The organism is Hyphomicrobium sp. MC1 (assembly GCF_000253295.1).
GTDB lineage: Bacteria > Pseudomonadota > Alphaproteobacteria > Rhizobiales > Hyphomicrobiaceae > Hyphomicrobium_B.
In genome coordinates, this window is record NC_015717.1 from 1,137,794 (window position 1) to 1,163,501 (window position 25,708).

Genomic DNA, 25,708 nt, shown 5'->3' on the forward strand with positions numbered 1-25,708 from the left:
TGCGCACGGAATGGGTCGCATAATGGCGCCTAGGAACATAATCGTTTGAACGCAAAGCAACTGGCATTGGTGGACCGCGCAACGTCGTGGTGGAATTCCACGCGGCTGTGGTCGCGTCTGCGCTATTTCTGGCGGCAGGTGCTTCGATTGCGTGCAACGCCCCATGAGGTGGCTCTGGGATTTGCCATCGGCGTATTCACAGCATGCACGCCGTTCCTTGGTGTCCAGACGATTCTTGCCTGCGCTCTTGCGTTGGTGCTGCGCGTCAGCATGCCGGCGGCCCTCCTTGGGACGTTCGTCGGCAACCCGCTAAGCTGGCCGGCAATCTGGAGCGCCTCGTACGTCTCCGGCGCTCTGCTTCTCGGACAAGATCCGACCTATGCCGCCAACCATCTGGGTGAAACGGCCAACGTGCTCGGCGCCACCTTGATGACGCCTTCGCTGCAGACGTTTGACGCCGCCATCGATAATCTCTTGCCGATTGCAGAGCCGATGGTAGTCGGGGGACTTCTCGTCGGCTTGATCGCAGCTATCTTCAGCTATTACCCTACGCGTCGCGCAGTCCGCGTTTTTCAGCGTCATCGCAGCGTCAGTTAGGCAGATCGCAGCTCTTCTTTCGGTCCTTAGGCCAATTTCCCAACAATCGGTGGCACAGCCCGTGGCAACGATACGCAAAGCCTCTGACACAAACACGGCCATGATGCCGGTTCGCGCCCTGCGCCTTGGCGTCAATATCGATCACGTCGCTACGCTCAGGAATGCACGTGGCGGCATTCATCCCGATCCTTTGCGCGCCGCTCATCTGGCGATCGAAGGTGGTGCCGACGGTATCACTGCGCATTTGCGGGAAGATCGCCGCCATATCTCCGATTCCGATATCACGCGGCTCAAGAACGAGCTGACGCGACCGCTCAATCTCGAAATGGCCGCGACGAAAGAAATGCAGCAGATCGCGTTGCGGCACGTGCCGAACGCGTGCTGTCTCGTGCCCGAGCGGCGCGAAGAGCGCACGACCGAGGGTGGATTGGATGTCGTCGGCGCGGCGAAGACGCTGAAGCCGTTTATCGCAAAGCTCAAGGATGCAGGTATCCGGGTCTCCCTGTTTATTGAGCCCGACTTGAAGACGATCGAGTCAGCGGCGAGCGTCGGTGCCGATATCGTTGAGTTGCACACCGGCCGCTATTGCCATCTGGCGCTCGATCACGATGCGACCGGTATGGCGCGCGAATTGGAGCGTCACCGGAAAGCCGCCGCTGCGGCTGCTGCAGCCGGTCTTGAAGTTCATGCCGGACACGGACTGACCTACAACACCGTCAAGCCGATTGCGGCGCTGCCTGAGATCGTCGAGCTCAATATCGGTCACTTCCTGATCGGGGAAGCCATCTTTGGCGGCCTGTCGATGGCAGTCCGGCGAATGCGCGTGCTGATGGACGAGGCACGAGAAGCGATGACAACAGCGCCCCAAGCACGGCGCGCGAAATGATTATCGGCATCGGCAACGATCTTTGTGACATTCGTCGGATCGAGAAGACGCTCGCGCGTTTCGGCGACCGTTTTATTGAGCGGGTATTCACAGCAGAAGAGCGTCGCAAAGCGTTTTCGCGGGCACATGCTGCGCGTACGTTCGCCAAACGCTTTGCGGCCAAGGAAGCGGCCAGCAAGGCGCTCGGCACAGGGTTTCGCGCCGGGGTCTACCTTAAAGATATCGGGGTCGTGAATGCTCCGTCGGGACGGCCGACGCTGGCGCTGACGGGCGGAGCGGCGCGCCGTCTGGCCCATCTCATTCCGACCGGTTTCAAGGCCCGGATCGACGTTACGCTCACCGACGAGTATCCGATGGCGGAGGCGATCGTCATCATTTCGGCTGTGCCGGAAGGTATCGATCTTCCAGGTTGAGCTTTGGGGTTGCGGCAGATTGGTTCCCCAACGGCGATTTTGCTGATGCCAAACGACATCGAGTCGCTGTTTTCCTTACCTTTTAGTCAGATTAGCGCCCGTCATTGCGGCGTTAGACCAAACTCGCTATAGCGGTCCGCTAAAACGAAGCGAGCCCCGGCCAATGCCGCTCGGCGGCGCAAAGGGAGCCCTTTGAATGAGCGTTGGTACGAAGACGTCGAGATCGAGCTGGTCGGAAACCCTCATCATCGTCGTCGAAGCACTCGCTATTGCGATGTTCGTGCGGATTTTCTTTTATCAGCCCTTCAACATCCCGTCCGGCTCGATGAAAGAGACGCTTCTGATCGGCGACTATCTGTTCGTCTCGAAGCTTTCGTACGGATACAGCCGCTTCTCGTTCCCCTTCAGCCCGAACCTTTTTTCAGGTCGCATTTGGGGCGCTGAGCCGAAGCGCGGCGACGTCGCGGTGTTCAAGCTGCCGCGTGATAACTCGACCGACTACATTAAACGCGTGATCGGTCTGCCGGGCGACGAAATCCAGATGCGGAACGGGCAGGTCTTCATCAATGGGCAGGGCGTGCCCAAGGAGCCTGCAGGATCTTTCACGACTTGGGAAGATGGCCGCGAACGGACAATCCCGGTCTTTCAGGAAACGCTTCCCAACGGCGTGAAGTACAACGTCCTCGATAGCGATCCGGATGGCCCGTACGACAACACCGGCGTCTACAAAGTTCCGCCGGGCCATTATTTCATGATGGGCGACAATCGCGACAACTCTACGGACAGTCGCGTGCGGAGCGCTGTGGGCTTCGTTCCTTATGAGAATTTCATCGGGCGTGCAGAGATCATCTTCTTCTCTGCGAAGGTCGACGGGCCGGACGCCATGCATTGGTGGGCACCCTGGAACTGGCCGTTTGACATTCGTTGGAACAGGTTCTTCACTCTCGTGCGGTGACCGCGAAGCGGCATTTGCGCCATGTTGAGACCACGCAAGTTCAAAGAACTGGAAACGAAGCTGGGGTATAAATTCAAGGACCCCGGCCTTCTTGAGCGCGCACTTACACATGCCAGCGTGCGTGGCGGCAAGGTCGCCCGCTCCGATAACGAGCGCCTGGAATTCATCGGTGATCGGGTTCTCGGTCTCGCCATCGCGGAAGCCCTGAACAAGCAATATCCGGAAGCGAACGAAGGCGAGCTTGCCCGTCGCTACAATCGGCTCGTTCGCGGCGAGGCTTGTGCCAAGGTCGCGCGCAACATCGATCTCGGCGTTCATCTTATTCTGTCCGAGAGCGAGGCTGATAGTGGCGGCCGCAACAAGACAACGATTTTGGCCGATGCGGCCGAGGCGCTGCTCGGCGCAGTCTTTATTGACGGTGGTTTTGACAAGGCGCGTGCCGTCGTCACCAAGCTCTGGCAGGATCAATCTGAGCCGGTGCCGGAAGTGACGGTCGATGCCAAGTCTGCGCTGCAGGAATGGGCGCAGGGGCAGGGGCTTGCGCTGCCGCGTTATACCGTGGTGGCGCGCAACGGTCCGGATCACGCGCCGCGTTTTACAGCTGAGGTCTTGATTGCAGGGCGCGCTCCGGCGCAGGGTGAGGGCGCGTCTAAGCGAATTGCGGAGCAGGCGGCTGCCAGCGCGCTTCTGACGCGCGAAGGCGTGGGAGCGCGTGTCGGAGATGTCTGAGAACAACGTATCGACAGAGGCCGGTCGGCGGTGCGGCTTTGTTGCCGTCATCGGTCCGACGAACGCGGGCAAGTCGACCCTCGTCAACGCATTGGTGGGGGCGAAGGTCGCCATCGTCTCACACAAGGTGCAAACCACGCGCGCCCCGATCCGTGGCATCGCGATGGAAGGTAACAGCCAGATCGTCTTCATCGATACGGCGGGTATCTTCAACCCGAAGCGGCGGCTCGACCGTGCCATGGTCGACGCAGCGTGGGGCGGTCTCGAAGACGCCGACGCGGTGCTTCTGGTGCTCGACGCCGCGGCGAGTCTCGGAGAGGATGTCGAAGGCATCGTCGAGCGGCTCAAGTCCGTGCGGATGCCCAAGATCGTCGTGTTGAACAAGATCGACCGGGTCGAGGACAAGCCGAAACTGCTTGAGCTTGCAAAAACGCTCGATGAGCGTTTGTCGCCGGATCGGATCTTTATGATTTCCGCGCTCGAAGGAAAGGGCGTCAAGGATCTGCTGACCTATCTCGCGGGCGTCGTGCCGGAGGGACCGTGGCATTACTCGGAAGACGATGTCACCGACGTGCCGATGCGGACGCAGGCCGCCGAGATGACGCGCGAGAGTATCTACCGCTTCCTGCACCAGGAACTTCCCTACACGACGACCGTTGAAACGACGGATTGGAAGACGCTGAAGGACGGTTCTGCGCGCGTCGAGCAGACGATCTACGTCGAGCGCGATGGGCAGAAAAAGATCGTGCTCGGCAAAGGCGGCGAGACGATCAAGAAGATTTCGAGCGCAGCGCGGCACGGAATCGAGGAAATGGCTGGGCATCGCATTCATTTGTTCCTGTTCGTCAAGGTGCGCGAGAACTGGGAAAGCGATCCGGAGCGCTACCGGGAAATGGGCCTGCCTTTTCCCAAATCCTGAGCAGCCTGCTATGAAGCCCGCATGCAGTGGACGGATGAAGGCATCGTTCTATCGGTAAGGCCGCATGGCGAAACGGCGGCGGTCGTCGATCTTTGGACGCGTGCCCACGGACGGCATATGGGACTGGTCCATGGCGGCCGTTCGCGGCGGCTGCGTCCCATTCTTCAACCTGGCAATCACGTCGATGCCGTTTGGAAGGCGCGGCTTGCCGATCAGCTCGGCTCGATGAGCGTCGAGATGCGACGCGCCTTTGCGGCGGAGACGATGGACGACAGCCAAGCGCTGATGGCGCTGTCATCCATCACGACGCTGACAGCGCTGCTGCCCGAGCGCGATCCGCATCCCAATCTCTATGAGATCACGCTGTTCGTTCTTGGCTTCCTGAACGATCCCACCGTATGGCCGGCTCTGCTCGTCAGGTGGGAGCTGGCGCTGCTCGATGAACTCGGTTTCGGTTTGGATCTTAGCCAGTGCGCGGCGACGGGCGCGAACGATCAGCTGATTTACGTGTCGCCGAAATCGGGCCGCGCCGTTTCGGCGTCGGCGGGTGAACCTTATCGCGACAAGCTGCTGGCGCTGCCGCAATTTTTAACGAAGCAGCGATCGAGCCCGGTAACGGCGCAAGACGTCCATCTCGGTTTTGCGCTGACTGGGCATTTCATCGAAAAGCATCTGTTGCTGCCGAAGGGACAGACATTACCAGCGTCGCGCATGCGGCTTGTGGCGCAGCTCGCGGCCTAGAATTCGAAATCCTTCGGTTTTTTAATGCGGATTTACGCGGTGAGGGCGACGGAATGTCTGCAGCGTAGTCGTTCTTCTTATCGACTGCGGGCAAACGGAAGAGCTTTCGTTTTGGCCTCCAGCCATGAGCGCACCGTCGGGCTTCTTTCTCCATTGGTCAGCCCGGGGTGCCCTGCAACTGGCCTCGCGTGCGACCCACACCGCCCGCCCGGCTAGCGACCGCCCGTTCGGATCCCCCCTCCGAACGGGCTCTCTTGCATCAGGATCCGGAAAGTTTCGGACTTGCTGCCGTTCAAGGACAGAAAAACGCTTTTCTTCAGCAACCGTTCATGCTGATGCGTAGACAACTATTAAAAGCGTTATTGTCTTTCTCACTGTGCATGCGGGAGTACGGTGGGAATTAACGGGACCGCGGTGCGAACTGCGGTCCCGATAGTTTTATGACAGCCTGATGCGGCGCGCGGAGCCCACGCCGCAGAAATCGCAGGCATTTTCCTTCCATTTTCCGACGCCGCTTAAGACGCGATTAAACATCGTTGCTTACGCTTCATGAGCATAGGTCGTGGCGTGGGGGCTTTCGATGGGTGGGTTAAGGTCGCTGCCGATTGACGACATTCTGGAGCGGCAAACGATCGAGTTTGACGACATTCTCCTTTTGAAGCGCGTCTTCTATGAGGACGGCGTCGTCTCGTCGGATGAAGCAAATCTGTTGTTTTCGCTGCAGCAGGGATGCTCGGTGCAGCATGCCGATTGGCCGGATTTTTTCGTCGAGGCCATCGCCGATTACCTCATCATTCAGGAACAGCCGCGCGGGTATCTGACGGCCGCCAACGCGAATTGGCTGATAAGCAGGGTTTCGCGTGACGGCAAGATCCGGTCCAAGACGGAACTCGATCTTGTTCTGAGCGTGCTCGAAAAAGCCCGCTGGGCGCCTGCAAGCCTTTCCAGGTTTGCACTCGAACAGGTCAAGCACGCGGTGCTGACCGGTGGCGGCCCGCTGCGTCGAGGCAAGTCGCTGGTTGCGGGCAAGATCAGCGAGAGCGAAGTCGATCTCCTTCGCCGCATTCTTTACGCCTTTGGCGGCGACGGGCATGTGGCTGTGACGCGCTCCGAGGCTGACGTTCTGTTCGATATCGACGAAGCGGTCGCGGGTTCGCCGCCGAATGCGGTCTGGACGGACCTTTTCGTCAAAGCCATCGCCAATGTGATGATGTCGGCGTCCGGCTACGCGGTCCCATCGCGTGAGGAGGCGCTGCGGCAGGAGGCGAAGCTCGACGAAGATGACGACGAGCAGACGTCTATTCTGTTCTCGCTGCTGTCGATGGTGCACGCGAATCTGTCGTCGATGCAGGATTCCTATCACGACCAGAGCGTGGAAGAGCGGGCGCTTGCGCGGCTGGAGCATCAGCGCATTGAAATCATTACCAACGAGAAGATCGCAGAAGCCGATCCGTCGTGGCTCGTGGGACGCCTCGGCCGCGACGGTCGCCTGACGCCGAGCGAGCGGGCGCTCGTCTCCTACCTTAATCACGAAAGTCCGCGGATACACCCGACCTTTACCGAAGCCGTCTGCCGGCTGGGGGAGGCCGCCTAACAGCCCGATCCGCTATAGTTACTTCGAGACCGCCGGTGAGCCCTCTCGCCGGCGGTTTTGCTATGCGGCAGCGGATCGCACAGGTCCTGGCATTCGGGGTGCCAACGGCGTGTTTACGCGGCGTTGCACACGCTCTAGAACGGCGTGTTGTCTTGCGACAAGCTGAGGCAGCCAAAATATTCACGGGAAGGACCGGGAAGCGCTGATGTTCAAGAAAATTCTGATTGCCAACCGCGGTGAAATCGCGTGCCGCGTGATCAAGACGGCTCGCAAGATGGGCATCAAGACCGTTGCCGTCTATTCCGATGCCGACCGGGATGCGCTCCACGTCGAGATGGCGGACGAGGCGGTCTATATCGGCGCAGCGCCGGCGGCCGAGTCCTATCTGGTCATGGATAAGATCATCGAGGCCTGCAAGGCGACGGGCGCCGAGGCGGTCCATCCGGGGTATGGCTTCCTGTCCGAGCGCGAGGCGTTCCCGCTGGCGCTCCAGAAGAACGGCATCGTCTTCATTGGCCCCAATCCCAAGGCGATTGCCGCCATGGGCGATAAGATCGAGAGCAAGAAGGCGGCTGCTGCCGCGAAGGTTTCGACCGTTCCGGGCTACATGGGCGAAATCAGCGACGCCAAGCATGCCGTCAAGATCGCCGACGAGATCGGCTATCCCGTCATGATCAAGGCCTCTGCCGGTGGCGGCGGCAAGGGTATGCGCATCGCCTACAACGCCCGGGAAGCGGCTGAGGGTTTCGAGCTTGCCCGCTCGGAAGCCAAGTCGTCGTTCGGCGACGACCGCTGCTTCGTCGAAAAGTTCATCGAAAATCCGCGTCACATCGAAATCCAGGTGCTGGGCGACAAGCATGGCAACGTCGTCTATCTCGGCGAGCGCGAATGCTCTATTCAGCGGCGCAACCAGAAGGTTCTGGAAGAAGCGCCGTCGCCGCTGCTCGATGAGAAGACCCGCAAGGCGATGGGTGAGCAGTCGGTCGCGTTGGCCAAGGCGGTTGGTTACGACAGCGCCGGCACGGTGGAATTCGTTGCCGGACAGGACCGCTCGTTCTACTTCCTCGAAATGAACACGCGTCTGCAGGTCGAGCATCCGGTGACGGAACTCGTGACCGGCATCGACCTTGTCGAACAGATGATCCGCGTTGCGGCGGGCGAGAAGCTGCCGTTCAAGCAGTCGGACATCAAGCTGACGGGATGGTCGGTTGAAAGCCGCGTCTATGCCGAAGATCCGTACCGGAACTTCCTGCCGTCGATCGGCCGCCTCGTTAAGTATCGCCCGCCAGAGGAAGGCACGAAGGACGGCGTGACGGTGCGCAACGATACCGGCGTCTTCGAAGGCGGCGAGATCTCGATGTATTACGATCCGATGATCGCCAAGCTCGTCACTCATGCGCCGTCTCGGCTCGAAGCCATCGACGCGCAGTCGACGGCGCTCGACGCATTCTATATCGACGGCATTCAGCACAACGTGCCGTTCGTTTCGGCCGTGATGCAGCATCCGCGCTGGCGGGAAGGCAACCTTTCGACCGGGTTCATCAAGGAAGAGTTCCCCGAAGGTTTCGTCCCACGCGAACCCGAGGGGAAGGATCTCATCACGTTGGCCGCCGTGGCCGGCGCCATCGACCATCTCAGCAATGCGCGCCGTCGTGACATCACCCATCAGATGTCGGGGCAGGCCGTGAGCTTTGCCAAGCGGCGAATCGTCAAAATCGGCTCGGCAACGGTGGAACTGGAGGCGCTGGGCGTCATTCCCGGACCCTATTACGTGTCGATCCTAGGCAAGGACGGACACCCCTCGAAGACGATGGAGATCACATCGGAATGGTGGCCGGGCGAGCCGGTTTGGATCGGAACGGTCGATGGAGCCGACGTCGCCGTCCAGGTCCGTCCAATTCCGAATGGCTTGACGCTGTCGTATCGCGGTATTCAGGCCCCGACGTATGTTTACACGCAGCGGGAGGCCGAGCTTGCCGCGCTGATGCCTGTGAAGGTTCCGGCCGACATGTCGAAGTTCCTACTGTGCCCGATGCCGGGGCTGGTCAAGGCAGTGAACGTGACCGAGGGGCAGGACGTCAAAGCCGGAGATAACTTGGCGGTCGTCGAAGCCATGAAGATGGAAAACATCTTGCGAGCCGAGCGTGACGGCAAGGTCAAGAAGATCGCGGCCAAGCCCGGCGATAGCCTCGCCGTCGACGCAGTGATCATCGAGTTCGCTTAAGATCAAAGACGCGGGCGGCGCTGAAATAAGCCGTTACGTTTGTGAACCGGCCTCAGCCGAGCTTCGCCGCCGCCCGCCTCAGACCTCGCAGAATTGGCTCGTAAGCCTCTTCGTTGCGCGTCTCCGGATAGACCATATAGACCGGATAGACGAATTTCCGAGCCCGCTTCGGCTCTCTCACCCGCCCACGGCTGATCAGTCCCCGCACCATACGCGCGGGGAAATAGCCGGAGCATTCGTTTGCCAGAAGATAGTCGAGGCCCATCGGGCCGAGGTCGAGACTGAGCGCCGGATTGGCATGCTCGGGAAACGCGGCGGCGTGATCCTGAACAAAATCCGTCCCCCAATCGATGAGCAGATAATCGTTCACGCCACGCCGGGCTGAGGGCTTAGCTGAGGAAACGAGCACGAACTCTTCGTCGAACAGATGCTCGATCGTCAGGCCCGGAGGTGGCGACGGACGATACATGATTGCAAGATCGAGCGTGCCTTCGATCAGCCGCTGGCCCAACACTGTGGAAGCTCCTGCTGTTGCCGAGACGGCGATTCCCGGGATCTGAACGCGTAGACCGGCGGCCCATTTCAGCAAAAAACCGCTCCAAAGACTGAGCGGCGCACCAACAGAAATGTGTTCGGGATGCTGATCGGCAAGCGAAACCTGGAGCTGCGCTTGTTGCCAGACGCGCACCATGGCGAGGGCATGTTTCTGGAAGAGCTCGCCCGCTCCCGTCAGTTCTGCTCCTGATTTCGAACGCGTGAAGAGCGGTCGGCCGAGCAAATCTTCGAGGCCTTTGATGCGTGCGGAGACCGTCGATTGGGTGATGTTGAGCTTGCGAGCGGCGTCGACGAAGCTTCCCGTCTCGGCAACAACGAGGAAAGTACGCGCGAGATTGACGTCCATCCGTTGAGATCCTCATCGATGAGGTGTGAAACTCATCTATCGAAATTTCCGATATCACCAAACATCAAATTTCGTTTGTGCATCGCTTTGAATTTCATCAATGTCGAAAACGACCTGACTTGAAGTCTGGTCGACAGATTCTTGTGTCTGTCAACGTTCAAACGGAAGGACGATCGAAAATGGCTAAAGCTGCAAAGAAAGCCGCCAAGAAGGCCCCTGCCAAAAAGGCAGCGAAGAAGAAGAAGTAATGACTTTCTGCCGCGATCGCAGGAGCGGCCGTTTCGACCTTTTGGTTATAGCGGCAGGCGCGATCGCAGTTCTTCTTATGACCTCGGCTGCTCCAGCAGCCACGATTGCCAACCGAGGTGACAAAGAGGTCAAGCTTACCATCACCGAGGACACGTCGATCAAGGACGAAGTTCTCCCAGTAGGTAAGGTGATCGGCGGGGTCTGTCAGAAGAGCTGTATCATCCGCCTCAACGACAATGCGAATGACGAGTACGAACTCGATGGTTCGGAAAGCGTTTCTGTCGAAGGGGGTCTTCTCTACTACGATTCACCCGCAAATGGGGGCGCGCCGCCGGTTGGCAGCGCCTCGGACGAGCGGCAAGGAAAATGACGTAGAGATAAGGTTGCGGCAACGGTAATCGGGCGCTTGTATCCCCCTCGGATGCAGGCGCCTTTTTAGTTTGGCGGACGTTCAGCCGACGTTTGTGCCGGTCCCGGGCTGGGGTGAGATGACAGGCAGATCGACGACCTTCGTCGGTCCGAAGATTTTCTGAAAACTGGTTCGAAGCGCGACGTCCATATCGTACATGGAAACCGGAAGGCCCAAGTCAGCGAGGCTCGTCACGCCGTGATCGCGGATGCCGCACGGGACGATACCGCCGAACTGCGAGAGGTCGGGGTCGACGTTGAGGGCGACGCCGTGGCTCGACACCCAACGGCTGACGTGAAGGCCGATGGCGGCGATCTTGTCCTCGACCTGTTCCCCTTTCGACGATCGGCGAACCCAGATCCCGACTCGATTGCGCCGAATCTCGCCGGTGACGTTGAATTCCGCGAGGGCGTTGATCAGCCACAATTCCAGGCGGGTGATGAAATCGCGGATGTCGCGACCGCGCGTTTCGAGGTCGAGCATGACGTAAGCCACACGCTGGCCCGGTCCGTGATACGTGAACTGGCCGCCTCGGGCGGTGCGGAACACCGGCAAAGCATTCGGGTTCAGCAGGTCTTCATCTTTGGCACTGGTGCCGGCGGTGTAGAGCGGGGGATGCTCAAGAAGCCAAACAAGCTCCCTAGCTGTTCCATCGCGGATTTCGCTCGTGCGTCGGCGCATGACCTCCAGCGCGAAATCGTAATCGACGTAGCCTTCGCTGATGGCCCACTCGACTCGGGCAGGCGTGCCGGCATTCGGAAGTTTCGATGTGAGCGTCTTCACCGTTGACCGCCTGTGACCGTCAAGTCGCGCGTGCCGTGCTAGGCTTTTAAGTAGGTCCAGCAACCTTGCGGCATTCTGTTCTCCATGCCGCATATATAATAATGAGTCTCGACATTTGCGCCTTCAGTGCTTTTCAGGCCAATCTGCCGCTTGCGTTCCGGCAGGGGCTCTGATACGTCGGCGTCTTCGCGGATTTGGGCAGCGCCAATGCCTTTCGCGATTTCCCAGATTTCAGGTCTGGACTGCGGTTGTGGCGGAATTGGTAGACGCACTACCTTGAGGTGGTAGCGCTGGAAACGGCGTGGAGGTTCGAGTCCTCTCAACCGCACCAATAACTTAGCTCATTCCCCTTGAGCTTCGTTTCTGTCAATAGTTGACGTCAACTTGCGTTTTCGGGGTCTCTGCGCCTTCCTCAAGAGGCTCTTTGATGGCAATTCGGGTAGTGCGTCAAACGTCGCGTCGATGACTTCGACAGCCGGTCGGGTCGATTCCGCATCCGCGTGCTCGTAGATCTTCTTCGTCGTCTCCTCGTCCTCGTGGCCGAGCAGGTTCGCCGTGAACATGGTCTGCACCTTGCCGCGCAGCCAAGTCGCAACGGTATGGCGCACGGTGTGCGGCGTCACCTTGGACGAAGGGCGCACCTTGTCCGGGTTGCTTTTGCAGGGAGACGCGATCGTCTCGCCAAGTCCGGCCCGAACGCAGGCCCACGCAAATCCTTCTCGGCATGTCTTCAGCCGCCGGCCGCCGTGCTCAATCACGTGACCGCTCTTGCCCCGGCCTGGGCGGATCTCCTCCAACGCCTCGCGCGCCATCTTCGACATGACGACGTAGCCGCGGCCTTTGCGCCAGGACTTCGACATGGGGTCGTACAACTCTTCGTCGTCAGAAAACTTAATCGTGCCGGCATCGAAGTTCACGCGGTCCCATTCGAGTTCGAGCACCGCGGTATGCCGGGCGCCAGTGGCGAACAAAAGGACGATGAACACATAGATGTGAGGATCGCCGTAGTCTCGCGCCGCCCGAATGAGCGTCCAAGCTTCATCGGGGGATAGAACGCGATTGCGAGGCTTTCCGCCCGATGGAACCCAGACCTTCGGGAGCTTTCCGATCAGGTCGTGTTCGAACGACCATCGGATGCAGGCGCGCAGGCGGGAAAGCTCCGTGTGAACCGTAGCCGGCCGTCGGCCTTTGTCGAACCGGCTCTGCGCATAGGAGCGGCAGTCATCGGTTGTGAGCAGGATGGCCGTTCGGCTTTCAAAGTGGGGCTTCATCGCTACCCACTGGAATTCATAAATGTCGTTGGACAAACCGTCTTTCTTCCGGTCGGCGAGCCACATGTCCCAAAGTTCGCCAATCGTGTAGGCGGCCTGCTGTTTAATGAGTGCGCGGCGCCGCTCGACGAGTGCATCAAGCTCTTTGCGCGCTTCCGCCTCGGGCCGTTCGCCTGCGACTAGCCGCGCCCGCCGCCGCTTGCCAGTGACCGCATCATCCCATTCCGCAATCCACCAAACTCGTTTCTTGGAGTCGGATTGCCGTCGGAGGGTGACGCCGTCGTTTGTGTAAGGTTGCTCTGGCTTTTTTCCCATCGCTCGACTTCCCCCTCGGAAATGCGAGTTCCGCGCCGTTTCCCAATGTAGAATGGATGGAGCTGTCCGGCGTCAATCAAGTTATAGACGTGCTTCGGAGAGCAGCTCCAATGCTCTGCGAGCGCTTTGACCGTGTAGGCCATTTGTCTCTACCTCCTTTCCTTCTTCAGATAGTCAGGCCACATAGAGGGCTACTCTGATGGATTAAGTGAAGTGGTTTGGTTCAAGCTGACAGCGTCGCTTACTGACTCGTTCGAGAAATTCACCTTGGCTTGGTCAAGCGCAGCATCAATCTGGTTGCGAATATTGCGAAGCGCTTCGGCAATAATATTTCGTTGTGCAATGGCATTGCTGACATGATCATCAATGAACGCCGCCACAGGGACGCCATTTCTTGTCAAAAGATCTCTTATTAAACCAATGGCATCGGACGAAATGCACGAGCACACTTCGGGCAGTTGCTCATCTGCGCGGGTGACTTTCTCGGAAGAGTCCGTTGCTCCGCTGTCAGCTTGAACCACATCTTCACTTTCCATCTCACCTATCCTTCTTGCTATGAGACTGGGTCACCAAAGCTCTAATAGCCGCATCAATCGCACCATTCAGAGCATCGGCACATGTTGCAGGTTGTCTAAGGTCGCAATCAAATCCTGCATCGAAAGATTTGTCGTCGAGCAAGTGAGCGGCTGGACCATCGCTGTCAGGTCCAATGCTGGCATGAGCCCACGGGCGCGGCGGAGGTCCAACGGATGCGTCAGCCGAGACGTGACAAGCGCCGACGCTCCACCACCAACCGGGCAGCTCTTTTTCCAATCGTCGGATCGCAGCGAACAGATCGACGAGATTTTCCGGCTGCCATTCCATCCCTCTACTCCCCCTTCGCTTTCAGATAGGCTTCCACGGTATCGTTTTCCCTCTTCGCCAAAGAAGCACCGCGTCCGGCATCAGCTTGACCCATTTGGTATGACGCCGGCAGGCGCAGCAGATGACGCGGCATACCTTTCCGCGCTCAGTCTCTTTGATCTCTCCGGTCAGGACTGCGCTTCCACACCTGCACCCGTGACGTCTCATGATGTCTCCGAAGTGGCTTTCAGATAGGCTTCCCTTACACGGCGGAGATCGCCGAATGTGATTTGGGCAGTAGCGCCAGATATAATCTCGAATGCTCGCTCATCCGGATCATCAGGATCATTGGCGTCGAGTGCTTGAGAGAAATCCGCAAACGGTTCCACTGCTCTTACAAGGTCTTCGAGAAGAGTACGGAGACGGTCAATCTCATCGTCTCGGGCACGACATTTTGCGTTCAGCTCGTCGCGTCCGCCTTGATAGATGACCGGACCCACTCCGAGCGTTCCGCCAAGCCTCTCAAGGATCGTCGTTGTTTCTTCCGTCACGCCGCTTCTCCTTTCGAGGTTTCTGAAGCCTGCTCGACGGCCGTCAAGGCGCATGCAAGAGCGGCCTCTGGCGTTTGGTGCATAAGATCTGGGTCAAGCCCAAACGCGATCCAGCCGCCCGGCGTGCGTTTTCTCTCCATCCCCGGCATGATCCCGACCATGATGCAGCGATAAGTGCCGTCGTCATTCACGTCCTGAATGTGGCCAGCGCGGATTTCGGGATAATACGTTTGTCCGCTGTCCCACGATCGCGCGTACCCTCGCCAGAACGCATCACCCTTCTTCCACGCGGTTGTTTCTTCTGCCATTGGGGATCAGTCCTTATGAGGTGGGGTTGTCGGAGGTAAGACCCTTGCGCTCTGTCATCAGGCGCACGATGTCAGCCTCCAGAGCCCGGCTTTCGTCGAATGAAAGAGAGCGAATGTCGGTGCGGATCGTCTCACTGGAATTGTTCCAGCGCCACTCATCCGTTACCCAGTAACCGCCAGCGCCGTTGTAGCCGTTGATCGTGGTGAAGACGTTCCACCAACGGTCCTCGCCATCCCATTTCCAGCCGTTGCTTTGCTTCGACAAATGCGTGGTGCCAAGGTCGAAACACTCAGGCCGTTCCGTTCGTAGATCGAGCATCATCTCTCCCTGTCGTGGGGTTGGAGGGGATTGGATCATGGGGTGTCGTCTGCGTTTGCGATTTCAAGAAGAACGTCAGCATGACATGGCGCTCCAGGTCGGCACCAGCAGGCGAGGTTCTTGCCGCGTAGCTCCTTTTGAGCGTCGTCTAAAAGGTCCATACCGAACTGCGAATTGATATAATTCTTGTAGCAATAAACGGCCTCGGCATCGCTAGCGCACACGTATTCTTTGAGTCTTGCGCCATCGTCATCGACCATTAAAAACTTGTCACCGACCTTAAACTGATTTCCCCACTTGCCCGGCCGCGTGACCTTCACAGTATTGGGCGGCATCTTCCATCCCTTCGTGCGCTTCAATTGGATACGCCGCGGAGATTCCGTCTCAGGCTTCACTTCATCCCTGCTCATGGCGAGGGGTTCTCCTTGTTGGATGCTCTCTGGGCTAAACCCTCTCGAACGAATGACACTAGGAAGTCACGATATTCTGCTTTGAGATTATGCCACTGTCCGCGACACCACTTCGGAGGTTCGCCAACGCCAATGTATTTATGGCGCGCAGAGATGTAGGCACGAGACGCAATATCCGATGGCTCATCTGCTATAGATTCAAGCCAGCGATTAATTTCCTCAAGAGAGATCTCGTGGCTCATCCCACAGTCTCCTGTGCTTCTATCTGGAGCCTCATTCAATTATCTCGTTTTCATAATCGCGGCTGAGCGGATCGTATTGACGTGGTGCCACAGTCTCCTGTGCTTCTAGCTCCGATAGTTTCGCAGACACGATGGCGTCGAGCAGGGCCAAGCACGCGTTTCCTGCTGGTCGCCGGTCTATGTCGATGCCGGTATCCCAGATGCTGCCCCACGCGATGGGACCGAACTGCTTGAGCAGGCGCTCGCCGTGAACCGGGCAATTGAAATCCGGAACGACCCACGCATCATCTGAGACGCAGCACGTTCCCGTCTTCCATGCCCAGCCCGGAAGAACTTCCATGCAAAGCCCAACGCAAGCACCAAGCCCCTCGGGGAAGGTGGTGAAGCGGGGAAGGTCATTGTCGTCGATGCCGGTTCTTGCCGCGTTCGGAAAAGAGAACAGCCAGCAATCATCGATGCTCAAATATCCGAGAGACGTTCCCCCAATCCGCCAAGCGTGCAACTCAGCATCAAGCTCCCGGCTCGGTCCTTTGGCTTCTCTCAGTCTCCCTTGGAGGGAGCGTAAAGATTCAATGGTGGTCATGCTGCTTTCCTCAAGCTTTCGATATGAGCAATTGCGGCCCGTCCGATGTGCTCTGCATATGCTGAAGTGGCCAGCCTCTCCAGGATCGTCGTTGTTTCTTCCGTCATTATCTCTTTATCCCTCAGTCCGTGTGTTGGTCCCCTTGGGGAAGGGAAGATGAGGACGAGACACAGATCCCGTCCTCATGACTCTGTCAGAGCGCCTCGCCAATGATTTCCCGCTCCAGCGCGCCGAGCTTGCTTCCTTCCTCGATGACGTCTCCGATGAGTGCGACGATCCACCAGCGCTCGCCCCGCCATTCTGGCGGCATCAGCGTGGCGTGAAGAGCCCCAGAACCGCAGAGACGAAGAGGCCCCGGAATTTTCTGGACCATGCCCGGTTCAACAGGACCCCCATCACCGCCATTGCACGGGCGTCCATCGGCGTCCGATCGCCAATAGGCGATCGTCGCCCCGGCCGCCTGCAACACCGAAAGCCTGTCGCGCTGGGCATCCGTCCACTTTTGCGAGAAATACGGAATGCAGGCGCGCCAGTAGTAGCCGTCGCCGGAGCCGGAGCCGTCGCCGGAGCCGTCGCCGTCGCCGTAGCCGGAGCCGTCGCCGTCGCCGTAGCCGTAGCCGTCGACGGCTCCGGCTCCGGCTCCGGAGCTGTCGCCGTCGCCGTCGCCGGAGCCGGAGCCGTCGACGTAGCCGTAGCCGTAGCCGTAGCCGGAGCCGGAGCCGGAGCCGTCGCCCTTCGGGGCTTCGCCCCTCAGTATGGTCACGCCTGCCATCATGGGCTCACCTCACCGCGACCAGGGGGCTTGTTCCCAAGCCTTTACCGATTCATCGGGGCATTCGACGACAGAGGTGATGTCGCGAAGTTCGATATCGGCGCTGGGTCCGACGCGCGCACCTCTCACAGGTCCAATAGCGGCGAGGCCCATGAAACCCTTGTTCTCTGCCGGCCAGTAGAGGCAATTGCGTGCCGCGCGAAGCTTGATCGTCTGGCCTGCGGTCTCTTCGGCATACCCAAAGAACACGCCGCGATGAGATGTCGTGACGAGCACGGCCCGCTCTTTGCCGTTCTTTGCACGATTATGATGGTTGACCATTGTCTGTTTCCTTGCCCCAGAAGATCCGCGAGGCGCCGGCACGCATGGTTACAAAATTAATTTTCAGTGTGCTGAGCCGTTCCCCTAACTTCCTGTCATTGGGAGGTCTCTCCCGTCTTTCCTCTCTGACGTCATCATGGGGTTTCTCCGAGGGCTTTGGAGAGAGCGTTGATCGCGTGTTCGGTCGCATCCCAGCAGCACTTCCGACCGGGAGCAGGAGACAGATTGTTCACGCGCTCGTAATCAAGAACTGTAGCGACGAGGTTATTCAGAGCCTCATAGAGATCAGGCGCTGCTGCTATGAGTTTTGCGTCGTGAAATCCTAAGCCAGTTCTCGGGTCAAAACCGACACAGGCAATGTTTTCATCTTTCAACTTTTCGTCGTTGTAGCGGTTGATAGAATGCCAATCATTTCCGTTCATACGAAAGCGAACGCCACTGACGAACCAGGGCCCCGGCGTAAATCTCGTCTCTTTCTCTGGCATTCCTATAGGTCCCGATCTGGATTTCTTGATCCGAAATACGCAAGCACATCATCAAACTCGTAGAGGTCGCTGGCGTGTCCGCGCTCGACGACGGCGAGAACAACTTTGCGCAGCAGATCATGTGCGCTGACATTGGGCCTGATCGGGCTCGGTTCGAGGTTCTGCAATCCTGCAGATTGCATCGTCTCTCCGGCCAAAAGTGCAGCTTTCCATCCTTTAGGTGCAGGCCAAGGAACACCCCATTTCGCAAGCTGCTCTTTGGTAAAGCCGCCTTTCGCGCTTCGACCGGCTTCAATTTCTTCTTCGGTCATTCCTATAGGTCCTTCTAGCGCTCTAACTTCTTATGGTTTGCAATGATGATCTTCGTCATTGCAGTGACCGCCATCTTCATTGCTTTTGCTGATCCATCTGTTGGGCGAACAGCCCAGAGAGCTGCAGCGAGTTCGTGAGGTTCGGAAATTCCGTTCTCAGCAAACCAGCGCATTTCATTGCGAGACCCAACCCTCTCAACGGAGTCGTGATAAACGCGCGTAATCGGGAGTGCCCAACGGTCGCTCGACCGCATGCCAACACCACGTTCGCCGGTATGGGCCTTGATATGATGAGCTTCACCGGCCGGGGTGCGCAGAGAAATCACGCAGGGGCAAAGCCTCAAAGCGGCAAGGTGATGGCTTGAGTTGCCATCGCGGTCATCGTGCTTGTCGCGAAGCTTCGCCTTCAGCTTGTCGGCTTTCTTGGGCTTCCAGTTGCCGTATTCGTGCTTTTGAAGCGTCATGCGCTCAGAGCCTTCTGTAGAAGGTCTCTCGCGCCGTTGACCTGCACCCTTACGCGCTCGTGGCGACAATCCGAAGATGCTGCTTTGAGAGCCGCTAGAGCGGATGCCATGACGACCTCAAGCTCAAGCTTTGAAATCTCTCCATCGAGCTTCGCAGCTCTTTGCATCTCTCCGTCCATTAAGAGTTCGAGACGTTCTTTGATGGCCTGGAGACGATCAATAGGGTCGGTCATTCCCAGCCTCTCTTCGTTTCGATCTCAGCATCTGTATCGATCATGATGGTACGCACGAGACGCGGTCTGATGGATTGCTCTCTGTCCATTTGATGAGCCCATTCTGAGATCAGAATTGCTGCGATAACGAAGAGAAGGAACAGAGCGAGTAAGCTGGCGTGATGGGTCATTCGGCGGCCTCACGATGTGATCCGAAGCTCTCCATGCGGTCTTCGTATTCGTGTTCGAGAAGTTCGACCCAGGCGCGCGGCATGGCGTTCCATTCGTCGGCGCGCGTCTCGCGGATATGCATCAGCATTTCCCGATTGATCGCGGTCTGGATGTCGTTCTTGATTTCGTTGAAGACCTTGTCAGTGCCGTCCTTCTTCGCCGACGATGAGGACTTGCGCTTGCCGCCGCCGACGAGCGCGATTTGGCCTTCCTCGGTTTCTGACTGAGGCATGCCGTCGAGGTCCATGTCTCCCGTCGGAAGCTTTAGGACGCCGCGAAGAAACTGCTTCTGGCAATAGCTCTCCGCTGCATTAAACGTTTGCGGTCCGAGGATCTGAATGAAAATTGCGCGGCTCAGACGTTCATCGAACCAGGTGTCGTCTTCCGTGGCGAGAACGAATCCGAAATGGAACTTTCCCCATTGCGATACCTTCAACTCGCCGTTGCTGTCCGTCTTCTCGACGCGCTGAATCTCTGGCTGTGACAGTTCCAGCGGAAGGATCGTAAGACCGACCTCGCCGAACTTCCGCGCCACTGCAGCGTAGATGTCGTCTGTAGAGGCGAACTTATAGCCGCCCTGCTTATTGTACTGGGTCTTTGCAACTGCATCGACTGACGCCTGTACGGCGCAAAGCGCGCGCACGATCGATTGCGGAATTTTCTCAATGCCTGTTCCGAATGTCATTTGCCGTCGCCCTTCGATTGCTCTTCAATTGCCGCAAGGAAGCTCAGCAACGGTCCAGTTCGCTCAAGCGCTCCGGCTTCCTTTGCTTCGTTCATGAAGTTCAGTTGCGCTTTGACTAGGTCTTCGTTTGCTTCTTCCAAAGCCTTCTCTCGATTGACGAGATAGGCTTGATGAGTTGACAGACGCTCGGCGTTCTCTGCGATCACTTGCTCGAGTGCGATCTTGGCGCGTTCCACATCGCCTTCAGCAACAACGACACGGTCGTTTGCGCGCTTCGCAGCTTTTGCAGCCGTATCGATTGGAAGACGTTTGACGACCGAAGCAATGAGCCCAGACGGCGGCTCTGTCTTCGGAACAGATGAGAGAACGTCTTTGAAGCTCCAGGAAGGCTTGGTCATTGTCAGCCCTCAACAGGTTCATAGGTCGCCTCGAAAATGTCAGGCTTGCATGGGTAAAGCTCACCCTTGACGCCGCGAATTATCCAATCGTTGAGATCGGCTCTATGATCACCCTCAAGCGTTCTGATGATCATGCATGTTTGATTGTTGTCACCGCGCTGACCAAGCCACGCGCGCTGATTCTCCATAGCCGCAGCTAGCCAACTCGGCAGCGACCCGACGGGTGCAGGAAAGGTGAATTGCCATGCCTCTATAACAACAGGCTTCTTGCGATATTTCATTTTCATCCCCCGAGATACATTGCCAACGCGATCAGAAGTACGAAGCCATTTGCTGCAAAAGCGATTGCGAGTGCTGTTCTGAAGGGTCGCCGTTCCATTCTTCCAGTCCGCTCGGTAAGACGTAAATCACCACGCAAACAACGAATGCGACGGCAGCCGTGAACCACATCAAGTTGCGATCAGAGCGCTCCTGATACGTGAGAAGGCGCTTGTTCTTCCGCATGCACAAAACTCCGAAACTGAAAGGGTTAGTCGTCGCGTCCTGCAGGTCCGTACAGACGATCAAGAATGTAAGTGGCCGCAATGAACACGACGCAGGCGAAGGCAATGCCGACGATGAATGCAGCGATGAGGCTCATTCCGCAGCCTCATCGCGGTTCCATTCCTGCTCACGCGATGAGACGTCAATGTCCCACATCGCGTCTTTGATCTCGCGATCGTAAGCAGCGCGGATTTGGTTTCCGAGATTGTAGGCAAAGAGCATGTCGCCCGTGAAAGGCCCGTTCCCAACCGGCATGATGAAGCGGCGATCTTTCTGGCCATGTGCCAGAGCTTCAACCGTGAACTCGATGATGTCGCCGTTACGGTCAAAATCGAACGACCCTTGGAAGGCGCCACACTCACCGAGTTCAGTCGGATACCCGACGTCATAGAATTCCATTGTTCCGCCGGAGGCGTTCATGACACGTCTCCATTTTGGCGCGTATCTTCGCGCAACACCTGATCGTTGAGAAAGATCAGAAGGTCATCGACGGATGAGAATGCCCAGCGATCTTGGCTCCAGCCTTCGTAACCTTCGCGGCTTGTGAAGCCTTTGTATTCGCTGCCAAGCGTCACGATGAAACCTCCATCTAGCGCAGGCAGAACGTGAAATTCATGTTTGAAAAATTGCCCCTTATCCACCGTGTGCGTCCTTCTTTTGAAGATCAGCCAGACGAGAGCGAGACCCGCGACCCATACACGTCCCTCAATCTCGTTCCCGTCTGGCGTTGTGCTGGCGGTCTGAACCCCCGCTGCCAGCATTCCGAATTTCAAGGGCGCTGCTGCCGAGAGAGGGTAATCAGCATCATTGCGAGCCGCTTGGGGCTCTCGGCAGCAGCATCGACAAGGTTCCGAGTGAGACGGGAGGAAGTGTCAGACATCCGGACTGAGGTCGATGTCAAAATCATTAGCGCAAGATTTACTTGCACGCAAGAATTTCTTGCGGGTGTGGACGAATTTTTTTGAGGGTAGTTGTTGTCCACTGATTTGATGGGGGCGAAAATGGCAGACGATGGCTTTGGGTGTCTGGCAATGGCGGCGCTGTTGGCGGCCGGAGCGTACTTCGCTTATGACAACTATTTTGCCAGCAATAAAGGCGATTACATCACGATTTACGATCAGACGTGCAGCCCGCTGAGCACTCAGCCGAAGCCCCAAACCTTCCGTCAATGCAAGGACGGAGGCGGCTCGATTTTAATATCGTCAGCCTCTTATCGGATAGATTTTGAACATCAGCGCGTGTTTGCGCTCGGCCTATTTCCGATCAGGTACGACAATTGCCAAGTTGCCGACAGGCTCAATTGGGTCTGCCAGTTTAATGATGGGTCAGGATATGTGCAGGTCGGCGATGGACAATACTTGCGAAGCTCTAATCTTTTGACGGAGCAAACGAACTGGTTGCAATACCAGCTCTCGGGAAAATGATCAGCGCAGCTTGCGCCTGTATTCGACCACCACGCCAAGCAGATCGGCAGGATGCGAAGAATTGACTGTCAGCGTCTTATAGTCGGCGTTGGGCGTCTGAAGGTCATATGCGGTGGCGCCAGAACTGTCGGCGCCCCGAGGCACATAAGTTCTTAGGACAAGCGCCTTTCCGGGGAAGCTTACTACGACAGCGTCGTTTTCGTTTGGACCGATTGACGGGTCAACAATGCAAATATCTCCCTCTTGATATAGAGGTTTCATAGAGTTGTCGCCAATAGATACCGCAAAGCATTCCTTTAAAGACTCTGGTACAGCAAGCATATCCACCGCATACGCGCGCAAACTACTTTGGAGATCGAGCGCGGCCCCCGTTTTTAAAATGGTTTTTTCTATGCGTAACAGAGGAATTTTATGCGACTCCGAAGTAACAGTGTCAATGATCTTTGCAGCTTGAGCAAATGGATCTAGAAGTCCGACATCAATTTTCAAAATCTTCGCAACTGCAACAGCGCGCGCTCTTTTCGGGCCGTTCTTGCCGTTGATCCACGCGCTGACTGCCTGACGCGACACCTTCAGCCTACGTGCCAAATCCTCGTGGCTCATCTTCTGAGCGTCGAGGGCGTCGCTGATGATCTTTGCGATGGAAACCATACTCCGCGAATAAAGTTCACGGGGCAAGTGCACAACGCAAGATAATATTGCTCAGTCGTGGACAAGCCGCAAGAAATTCTTGCGGGCAAGAAAATTTCGTGGCATATCGGTTTGCCATGAACGCAATCGCATCAGCAATTTCGAAGGCAGGCGGCTCGACGAAACTCGCGCGGGCCCTCGGCATCACGCGCCAGGCCGTAGAGCAATGGAAGGGACGCGTCGTCCCCCCTGAACACGTTCTCGCAATTGAGAAGCTGACCGGCATCACTCGATACGAGCTTCGCCCTGACATTTACGGACCGCCCCCCACAAACCCTAAGCATCGACCTTCGGAGCGGGCGGCATGACCGAGACAGCTAAGCGAGAGGGTCCTTACGAATGGTGTTCTCGACTTCATCGAGAACTAGATGAATCCATCCGGCAACTGGATCGGCAAATTGCGGCTCAACAGGAGCCTCGTCAGCGTTTTTCCGGATTAGCTCGTGCCGCTTCGAGATTTCTGCCCGGCTCATCCCTGTTCGTTCGTAAACCAGCGCCGTCAGATCCCGGATGAGAATGTCGTGCGCGGTAAGTTTTGCGAGCACCTGCTGCATCGCGTCGTTGAGTGCGTGAATTGCTGTTTGTTCCGGCGTCATAGGTCCCTCCAGTTGAGGGCCTGACCTTACACGAGTTTCTAGTTCAGTTCGCGTTGCGTGAGTTGGCTGGCGGTTACCGCCGGGACGATGCGTTGTGCCTAAGGCTAGCCGCTGGAAACTGGCGGTAGGGTCACCCGCTCCTTGGAGCCTAAGGGCATGCGTTCGACGTCGTCCCTGCCGTAAGCGTTTTGCCGGTGATCTCATACCTCAGGGGGCCGCCGTGGGTCCTACTAACGCAGAGAGACGTGATCGGGGAGATCATCGGTTCCCTTTCGGGGGAGTGACTCATTGGCCCGCAAATCACGTCGCCACGGCACAAAAACTGAGAGCCTCAAACCGGCAGGCTGAGGCTCTCAAACTCACATGGGGGTTTTACTTAGATGACAGAACAGACGCTACACGAAGATGCTGTCAACGGCAACACAGTCAGTGATTTGCATGTCAAGATAAAGGCAATTCTCAACAGCGATCTTTCCGACGGTGGAAAATTTGCGGCCATCGCAGAAGCGATCGGAGCGCGCGGCGCGGAAGAGATCGCAGCCGTCGTCAAGAAGCCGGTGCGCACCGTTGAACGTCACTACGCAGAACTGCGTAAATATCGCCAACTACGCAAATCTGCGGGTACGCAAAACTGCGGTACGCACGACTGCGTAGTCCCGCAAATCTGCGTAGAAAAACCCGCAAATCTGCGTACTGAAACCACGCAAAATTGCGTACCGGACTCTCACGCGCACACGGATATAACTACACGCGCCACTAAGGAACTTCCTTCGGAAGTAGTTATTCTAGAAAATATTACCCCCCTACTTCGTAGGCCCCCATCATCGAAAACCAAGCCTGCAAACGTCGGATCACGAGGATCTCGTTTGCCGAACGATTGGGAGTTGCCGGAGGACTGGCGGCAATGGACCCTCGTCAACTGCCCGTGCTCGACGCCTGAGACGGTCCAGCGCGAAGCCCTGATCTTCGCAAACTACTGGCAATCGCTGGCCGGCCAGAAGGCCACGAAGGTCGATTGGCGGAAGACCTGGCAGAACTGGACGCTGAAAACCTTCGCAACCGCTCCGATCCGTCCGCAACGCGCTCAGGTCGTCAATGCCAGGGTCGCCGCCGGCCAAGCGGAATTGGCGCGTCTCAACGCGAGGATCGCGGAGATGAGCGCATGAGCCAAGTCGTCTTCACGAAGGTCGTAAAACGGCTTCTCAACGTCTTCGGACCGCCAAGCGTTCCCGACCCGGACGCCCTGTACGAAGAATTCGGAAAGGCGCTGAAGGGCTTCTCGGAATCGATCCTCGACGAAGCGATTGACCGCGTGATGCGCGAGCACGTCTACGCCTCCTGGCCATCGCTTGGTGAGTGCGTGAAGCACTGCCGGAACGTCGCCTACGAGCGCTCGCCGCGGTCGGCGCCAGAGCACCAGAAACTTTCCGAAGACCTCGACAAGCCTTCCGTGGACGAGGCAACGGCGAAGCAGTTGATGGCGTCGTTCAATTCATCGCTTCTCGTCGGAAACAGCTTCGATGCCATCGTTGATCGCTGCCCGATTGGTGGGACGGTTGATGTCTCGGCGCCTTGGGGAATGGAAGTCACGGACAAGGATGGAAAGATTGTTCCGATCCGTAAACGCAAAGGGGAAGCAGCATGACGAAAGATCAGGCAATGCAGGTCATCACCGAAAAGATGACGTCGAAGGGCATTTCACAATCGTGCTGGGCATTAGAAAGTTCGCCAGCGCGCCTTGTTTATTTGGCGCCAGACCCGCGCGGCGGAAAGAAAATCGCAGAACTTCCTCTGAAGCGCTCGCTTGAAAAGCGCACAATTGAGCAGCGGATCGATGATCAGGTGACGCCATGACTCAGATCGTCGCTTACGCAAGAGAGCTTGCAGATAATCTCCGCGAGCTGGCGAGCGTCCAGGAACGGGTGAAAGATCTCATCGGATCTGCCAAAGACGCGGGCATTAACGTCCGTGCACTTCGTAAGGTGGCTCGCGAAATGGTTATGGAATCCGACAAGCGCGAAAAGCTCTACGAAGACGAGGAACAGCTTTGTCTTTTCAGAACTGAGGTCGGGTTGACGACGAGATACGCGGAGGCTGCGGAGTAATGGCAATCACCGCACATCAAGCCTCAAACATCCGTATTCTCTGCATCATGGCTTCGATACGTTTGCGATCGCTGCCGAGTTCAATCTCAGCGAGGCGGACGTTTACGGTTACGTGGCAGCTTGGATTGAGAGGAAGGCAAACAGATGCCGGGACATAAGATCAAGCTTCGCGGCTTTAGACTCAAAGACGGAAAACTTGAACGCATACCAGGCTACGGCCTCGATAGCT

Annotated in this window: 39 protein-coding genes, 1 tRNA gene and 1 pseudogene; 17 read left to right on the forward strand and 24 right to left on the reverse strand. The window is 57.5% G+C overall.

The features are described 5' to 3' along the window. The first annotated feature begins 45 nt into the window (after positions 1-45). From HYPMC_RS05400 to HYPMC_RS05440, 9 genes are all read left to right on the forward strand, one after another. On the forward strand, positions 46-597 hold the full coding sequence (locus HYPMC_RS05400; protein ID WP_013946812.1) for a DUF2062 domain-containing protein: 552 nt from the start codon (positions 46-48) through the stop codon (positions 595-597). Positions 598-700: 103 nt separating this feature from the next. Continuing rightward, positions 701-1,483 (forward strand): pyridoxine 5'-phosphate synthase, encoded by a 783-nt coding sequence (locus HYPMC_RS05405; protein ID WP_041300749.1) that lies wholly within the window; start codon positions 701-703, stop codon positions 1,481-1,483. After that, positions 1,480-1,896, forward strand: coding sequence for a holo-ACP synthase (acpS, locus tag HYPMC_RS05410; RefSeq protein WP_013946814.1), 417 nt, complete (start codon positions 1,480-1,482; stop codon positions 1,894-1,896). Before HYPMC_RS05405 ends, acpS begins: the two co-directional genes overlap by 4 nt. Before the next feature lie 196 nt (positions 1,897-2,092). Next, positions 2,093-2,851, forward strand: coding sequence for a signal peptidase I (gene lepB, locus HYPMC_RS05415; protein ID WP_013946815.1), 759 nt, complete (start codon positions 2,093-2,095; stop codon positions 2,849-2,851). A 21-nt stretch (positions 2,852-2,872) separates the two neighbouring features. Next, positions 2,873-3,580 (forward strand): ribonuclease III, encoded by a 708-nt coding sequence (rnc, locus tag HYPMC_RS05420; RefSeq protein WP_013946816.1) that lies wholly within the window; start codon positions 2,873-2,875, stop codon positions 3,578-3,580. Next, positions 3,573-4,499 (forward strand): GTPase Era, encoded by a 927-nt coding sequence (gene era, locus HYPMC_RS05425; protein WP_041299753.1) that lies wholly within the window; start codon positions 3,573-3,575, stop codon positions 4,497-4,499. The genes rnc and era overlap by 8 nt, the downstream gene beginning before the upstream one ends. A 21-nt stretch (positions 4,500-4,520) precedes the next feature. Further along, positions 4,521-5,240, forward strand: coding sequence for a DNA repair protein RecO (recO, locus tag HYPMC_RS05430; protein ID WP_013946818.1), 720 nt, complete (start codon positions 4,521-4,523; stop codon positions 5,238-5,240). 580 nt (positions 5,241-5,820) lie between these two features. Continuing rightward, positions 5,821-6,834, forward strand: a complete 1,014-nt coding sequence (locus HYPMC_RS05435) for a hypothetical protein (RefSeq protein WP_013946820.1) — start codon at positions 5,821-5,823, stop codon at positions 6,832-6,834. Between the two features lie 205 nt (positions 6,835-7,039). Next, positions 7,040-9,058 (forward strand): acetyl/propionyl/methylcrotonyl-CoA carboxylase subunit alpha, encoded by a 2,019-nt coding sequence (locus HYPMC_RS05440; protein WP_013946821.1) that lies wholly within the window; start codon positions 7,040-7,042, stop codon positions 9,056-9,058. Positions 9,059-9,110: 52 nt separating this feature from the next. Here the strand turns inward: HYPMC_RS05440 and HYPMC_RS05445 are convergent, their stop codons facing one another. Continuing rightward, entirely contained in the window at positions 9,111-9,959 is an 849-nt protein-coding gene (locus tag HYPMC_RS05445; protein WP_013946822.1) for a LysR family transcriptional regulator, read from the reverse strand. Positions 9,960-10,206: 247 nt separating this feature from the next. On the opposite strand from HYPMC_RS05445, the gene HYPMC_RS05450 reads away from it, so the two are divergent. Then, complete coding sequence (locus HYPMC_RS05450; RefSeq protein WP_013946824.1) at positions 10,207-10,578, forward strand: hypothetical protein; 372 nt, start codon at positions 10,207-10,209, stop codon at positions 10,576-10,578. A gap of 81 nt (positions 10,579-10,659) precedes the next feature. Here HYPMC_RS05450 and lipB read toward each other — a convergent pair whose 3' ends face one another. After that, on the reverse strand, positions 10,660-11,400 hold the full coding sequence (gene lipB, locus HYPMC_RS05455; RefSeq protein WP_013946825.1) for a lipoyl(octanoyl) transferase LipB: 741 nt from the start codon (positions 11,398-11,400) through the stop codon (positions 10,660-10,662). A 244-nt stretch (positions 11,401-11,644) separates the two neighbouring features. Here lipB and HYPMC_RS05460 point away from each other — a divergent pair. After that, a tRNA-Leu gene (locus HYPMC_RS05460) sits at positions 11,645-11,731 on the forward strand. 10 nt (positions 11,732-11,741) lie between these two features. On the opposite strand, the gene HYPMC_RS24540 is transcribed toward HYPMC_RS05460, so the two are convergent. The 20 genes and pseudogenes from HYPMC_RS24540 to HYPMC_RS05560 form a co-directional block, all read right to left on the reverse strand. After that, positions 11,742-12,986, reverse strand: a complete 1,245-nt coding sequence (locus HYPMC_RS24540) for a site-specific integrase (protein WP_013946827.1) — start codon at positions 12,984-12,986, stop codon at positions 11,742-11,744. A gap of 44 nt (positions 12,987-13,030) precedes the next feature. Beyond that, positions 13,031-13,129 (reverse strand): annotated as a pseudogene (locus HYPMC_RS24975) (hypothetical protein); the annotation flags it as partial. 48 nt (positions 13,130-13,177) lie between these two features. After that, complete coding sequence (locus HYPMC_RS24125) at positions 13,178-13,522, reverse strand: hypothetical protein (RefSeq protein WP_013946829.1); 345 nt, start codon at positions 13,520-13,522, stop codon at positions 13,178-13,180. A 531-nt stretch (positions 13,523-14,053) separates the two neighbouring features. Further along, complete coding sequence (locus HYPMC_RS05480; RefSeq protein WP_041299761.1) at positions 14,054-14,380, reverse strand: hypothetical protein; 327 nt, start codon at positions 14,378-14,380, stop codon at positions 14,054-14,056. Beyond that, complete coding sequence (locus tag HYPMC_RS05485) at positions 14,377-14,688, reverse strand: hypothetical protein (RefSeq protein WP_013946833.1); 312 nt, start codon at positions 14,686-14,688, stop codon at positions 14,377-14,379. The genes HYPMC_RS05480 and HYPMC_RS05485 overlap by 4 nt, the downstream gene beginning before the upstream one ends. A gap of 13 nt (positions 14,689-14,701) precedes the next feature. Further along, the gene (locus tag HYPMC_RS05490) at positions 14,702-15,007 is read right to left on the reverse strand and encodes a hypothetical protein (protein WP_013946834.1); all 306 of its coding nucleotides are present in this window, start codon (positions 15,005-15,007) and stop codon (positions 14,702-14,704) included. A 35-nt stretch (positions 15,008-15,042) separates the two neighbouring features. Beyond that, entirely contained in the window at positions 15,043-15,417 is a 375-nt protein-coding gene (locus HYPMC_RS05495) for a DUF4326 domain-containing protein (protein WP_013946835.1), read from the reverse strand. Between the two features lie 273 nt (positions 15,418-15,690). Continuing rightward, positions 15,691-16,242 (reverse strand): hypothetical protein, encoded by a 552-nt coding sequence (locus HYPMC_RS05500; RefSeq protein ID WP_013946837.1) that lies wholly within the window; start codon positions 16,240-16,242, stop codon positions 15,691-15,693. A 193-nt stretch (positions 16,243-16,435) separates the two neighbouring features. After that, entirely contained in the window at positions 16,436-17,017 is a 582-nt protein-coding gene (locus HYPMC_RS24455) for a hypothetical protein (protein WP_013946838.1), read from the reverse strand. Between the two features lie 9 nt (positions 17,018-17,026). Next, complete coding sequence (locus HYPMC_RS24460) at positions 17,027-17,335, reverse strand: hypothetical protein (protein ID WP_013946839.1); 309 nt, start codon at positions 17,333-17,335, stop codon at positions 17,027-17,029. Between the two features lie 134 nt (positions 17,336-17,469). Beyond that, entirely contained in the window at positions 17,470-17,820 is a 351-nt protein-coding gene (locus HYPMC_RS05515) for a hypothetical protein (protein WP_013946840.1), read from the reverse strand. A gap of 2 nt (positions 17,821-17,822) precedes the next feature. Next, complete coding sequence (locus HYPMC_RS05520; protein ID WP_013946841.1) at positions 17,823-18,131, reverse strand: hypothetical protein; 309 nt, start codon at positions 18,129-18,131, stop codon at positions 17,823-17,825. Between the two features lie 14 nt (positions 18,132-18,145). Then, a complete protein-coding gene (locus tag HYPMC_RS05525) occupies positions 18,146-18,595 on the reverse strand; it encodes a hypothetical protein (protein WP_013946842.1) in 450 nt (149 codons plus the stop codon). After that, positions 18,592-18,828, reverse strand: coding sequence for a hypothetical protein (locus HYPMC_RS05530; RefSeq protein ID WP_013946843.1), 237 nt, complete (start codon positions 18,826-18,828; stop codon positions 18,592-18,594). The genes HYPMC_RS05525 and HYPMC_RS05530 overlap by 4 nt, the downstream gene beginning before the upstream one ends. A 166-nt stretch (positions 18,829-18,994) precedes the next feature. Continuing rightward, entirely contained in the window at positions 18,995-19,723 is a 729-nt protein-coding gene (locus HYPMC_RS05535; protein ID WP_013946845.1) for an ERF family protein, read from the reverse strand. After that, positions 19,720-20,121 (reverse strand): hypothetical protein, encoded by a 402-nt coding sequence (locus tag HYPMC_RS05540; protein WP_013946846.1) that lies wholly within the window; start codon positions 20,119-20,121, stop codon positions 19,720-19,722. The genes HYPMC_RS05535 and HYPMC_RS05540 overlap by 4 nt, the downstream gene beginning before the upstream one ends. A gap of 2 nt (positions 20,122-20,123) precedes the next feature. Then, positions 20,124-20,402: a hypothetical protein gene (locus HYPMC_RS05545; RefSeq protein ID WP_013946847.1), complete on the reverse strand. Its 279-nt coding sequence runs from the start codon at positions 20,400-20,402 to the stop codon at positions 20,124-20,126. A gap of 31 nt (positions 20,403-20,433) precedes the next feature. Beyond that, positions 20,434-20,625, reverse strand: a complete 192-nt coding sequence (locus HYPMC_RS05550) for a hypothetical protein (RefSeq protein WP_013946848.1) — start codon at positions 20,623-20,625, stop codon at positions 20,434-20,436. Between the two features lie 132 nt (positions 20,626-20,757). Next, positions 20,758-21,084: a hypothetical protein gene (locus tag HYPMC_RS05555; RefSeq protein ID WP_013946849.1), complete on the reverse strand. Its 327-nt coding sequence runs from the start codon at positions 21,082-21,084 to the stop codon at positions 20,758-20,760. Beyond that, complete coding sequence (locus HYPMC_RS05560) at positions 21,081-21,425, reverse strand: hypothetical protein (protein WP_013946850.1); 345 nt, start codon at positions 21,423-21,425, stop codon at positions 21,081-21,083. Before HYPMC_RS05560 ends, HYPMC_RS05555 begins: the two co-directional genes overlap by 4 nt. Before the next feature lie 240 nt (positions 21,426-21,665). Here HYPMC_RS05560 and HYPMC_RS05565 point away from each other — a divergent pair, with 240 nt between their 5' ends. Continuing rightward, positions 21,666-22,088, forward strand: coding sequence for a hypothetical protein (locus tag HYPMC_RS05565; protein WP_157135402.1), 423 nt, complete (start codon positions 21,666-21,668; stop codon positions 22,086-22,088). On the opposite strand, the gene HYPMC_RS05570 is transcribed toward HYPMC_RS05565, so the two are convergent. Further along, on the reverse strand, positions 22,089-22,739 hold the full coding sequence (locus HYPMC_RS05570; protein WP_013946852.1) for a LexA family transcriptional regulator: 651 nt from the start codon (positions 22,737-22,739) through the stop codon (positions 22,089-22,091). A gap of 98 nt (positions 22,740-22,837) precedes the next feature. Between HYPMC_RS05570 and HYPMC_RS05575 the strand changes: the two genes are divergently transcribed. Continuing rightward, entirely contained in the window at positions 22,838-23,086 is a 249-nt protein-coding gene (locus HYPMC_RS05575; RefSeq protein WP_244420986.1) for a helix-turn-helix domain-containing protein, read from the forward strand. A 9-nt stretch (positions 23,087-23,095) separates the two neighbouring features. Here the strand turns inward: HYPMC_RS05575 and HYPMC_RS05580 are convergent, their stop codons facing one another. Then, positions 23,096-23,374 (reverse strand): hypothetical protein, encoded by a 279-nt coding sequence (locus HYPMC_RS05580; RefSeq protein ID WP_013946854.1) that lies wholly within the window; start codon positions 23,372-23,374, stop codon positions 23,096-23,098. A gap of 380 nt (positions 23,375-23,754) precedes the next feature. On the opposite strand from HYPMC_RS05580, the gene HYPMC_RS24130 reads away from it, so the two are divergent. Genes HYPMC_RS24130 through HYPMC_RS05600 form a run of 4 tightly spaced genes read left to right on the forward strand, consistent with a single transcriptional unit; the run spans position 23,755 to position 25,479 of the window. Next, positions 23,755-24,540, forward strand: coding sequence for a hypothetical protein (locus tag HYPMC_RS24130; RefSeq protein ID WP_013946856.1), 786 nt, complete (start codon positions 23,755-23,757; stop codon positions 24,538-24,540). Continuing rightward, positions 24,537-25,019 (forward strand): hypothetical protein, encoded by a 483-nt coding sequence (locus HYPMC_RS05590; RefSeq protein WP_013946857.1) that lies wholly within the window; start codon positions 24,537-24,539, stop codon positions 25,017-25,019. Before HYPMC_RS24130 ends, HYPMC_RS05590 begins: the two co-directional genes overlap by 4 nt. Continuing rightward, positions 25,016-25,228 (forward strand): hypothetical protein, encoded by a 213-nt coding sequence (locus tag HYPMC_RS05595; protein WP_013946858.1) that lies wholly within the window; start codon positions 25,016-25,018, stop codon positions 25,226-25,228. The genes HYPMC_RS05590 and HYPMC_RS05595 overlap by 4 nt, the downstream gene beginning before the upstream one ends. Further along, positions 25,225-25,479: a DUF2312 domain-containing protein gene (locus tag HYPMC_RS05600; RefSeq protein WP_013946859.1), complete on the forward strand. Its 255-nt coding sequence runs from the start codon at positions 25,225-25,227 to the stop codon at positions 25,477-25,479. Before HYPMC_RS05595 ends, HYPMC_RS05600 begins: the two co-directional genes overlap by 4 nt. Positions 25,480-25,708: the final 229 nt, after the last annotated feature.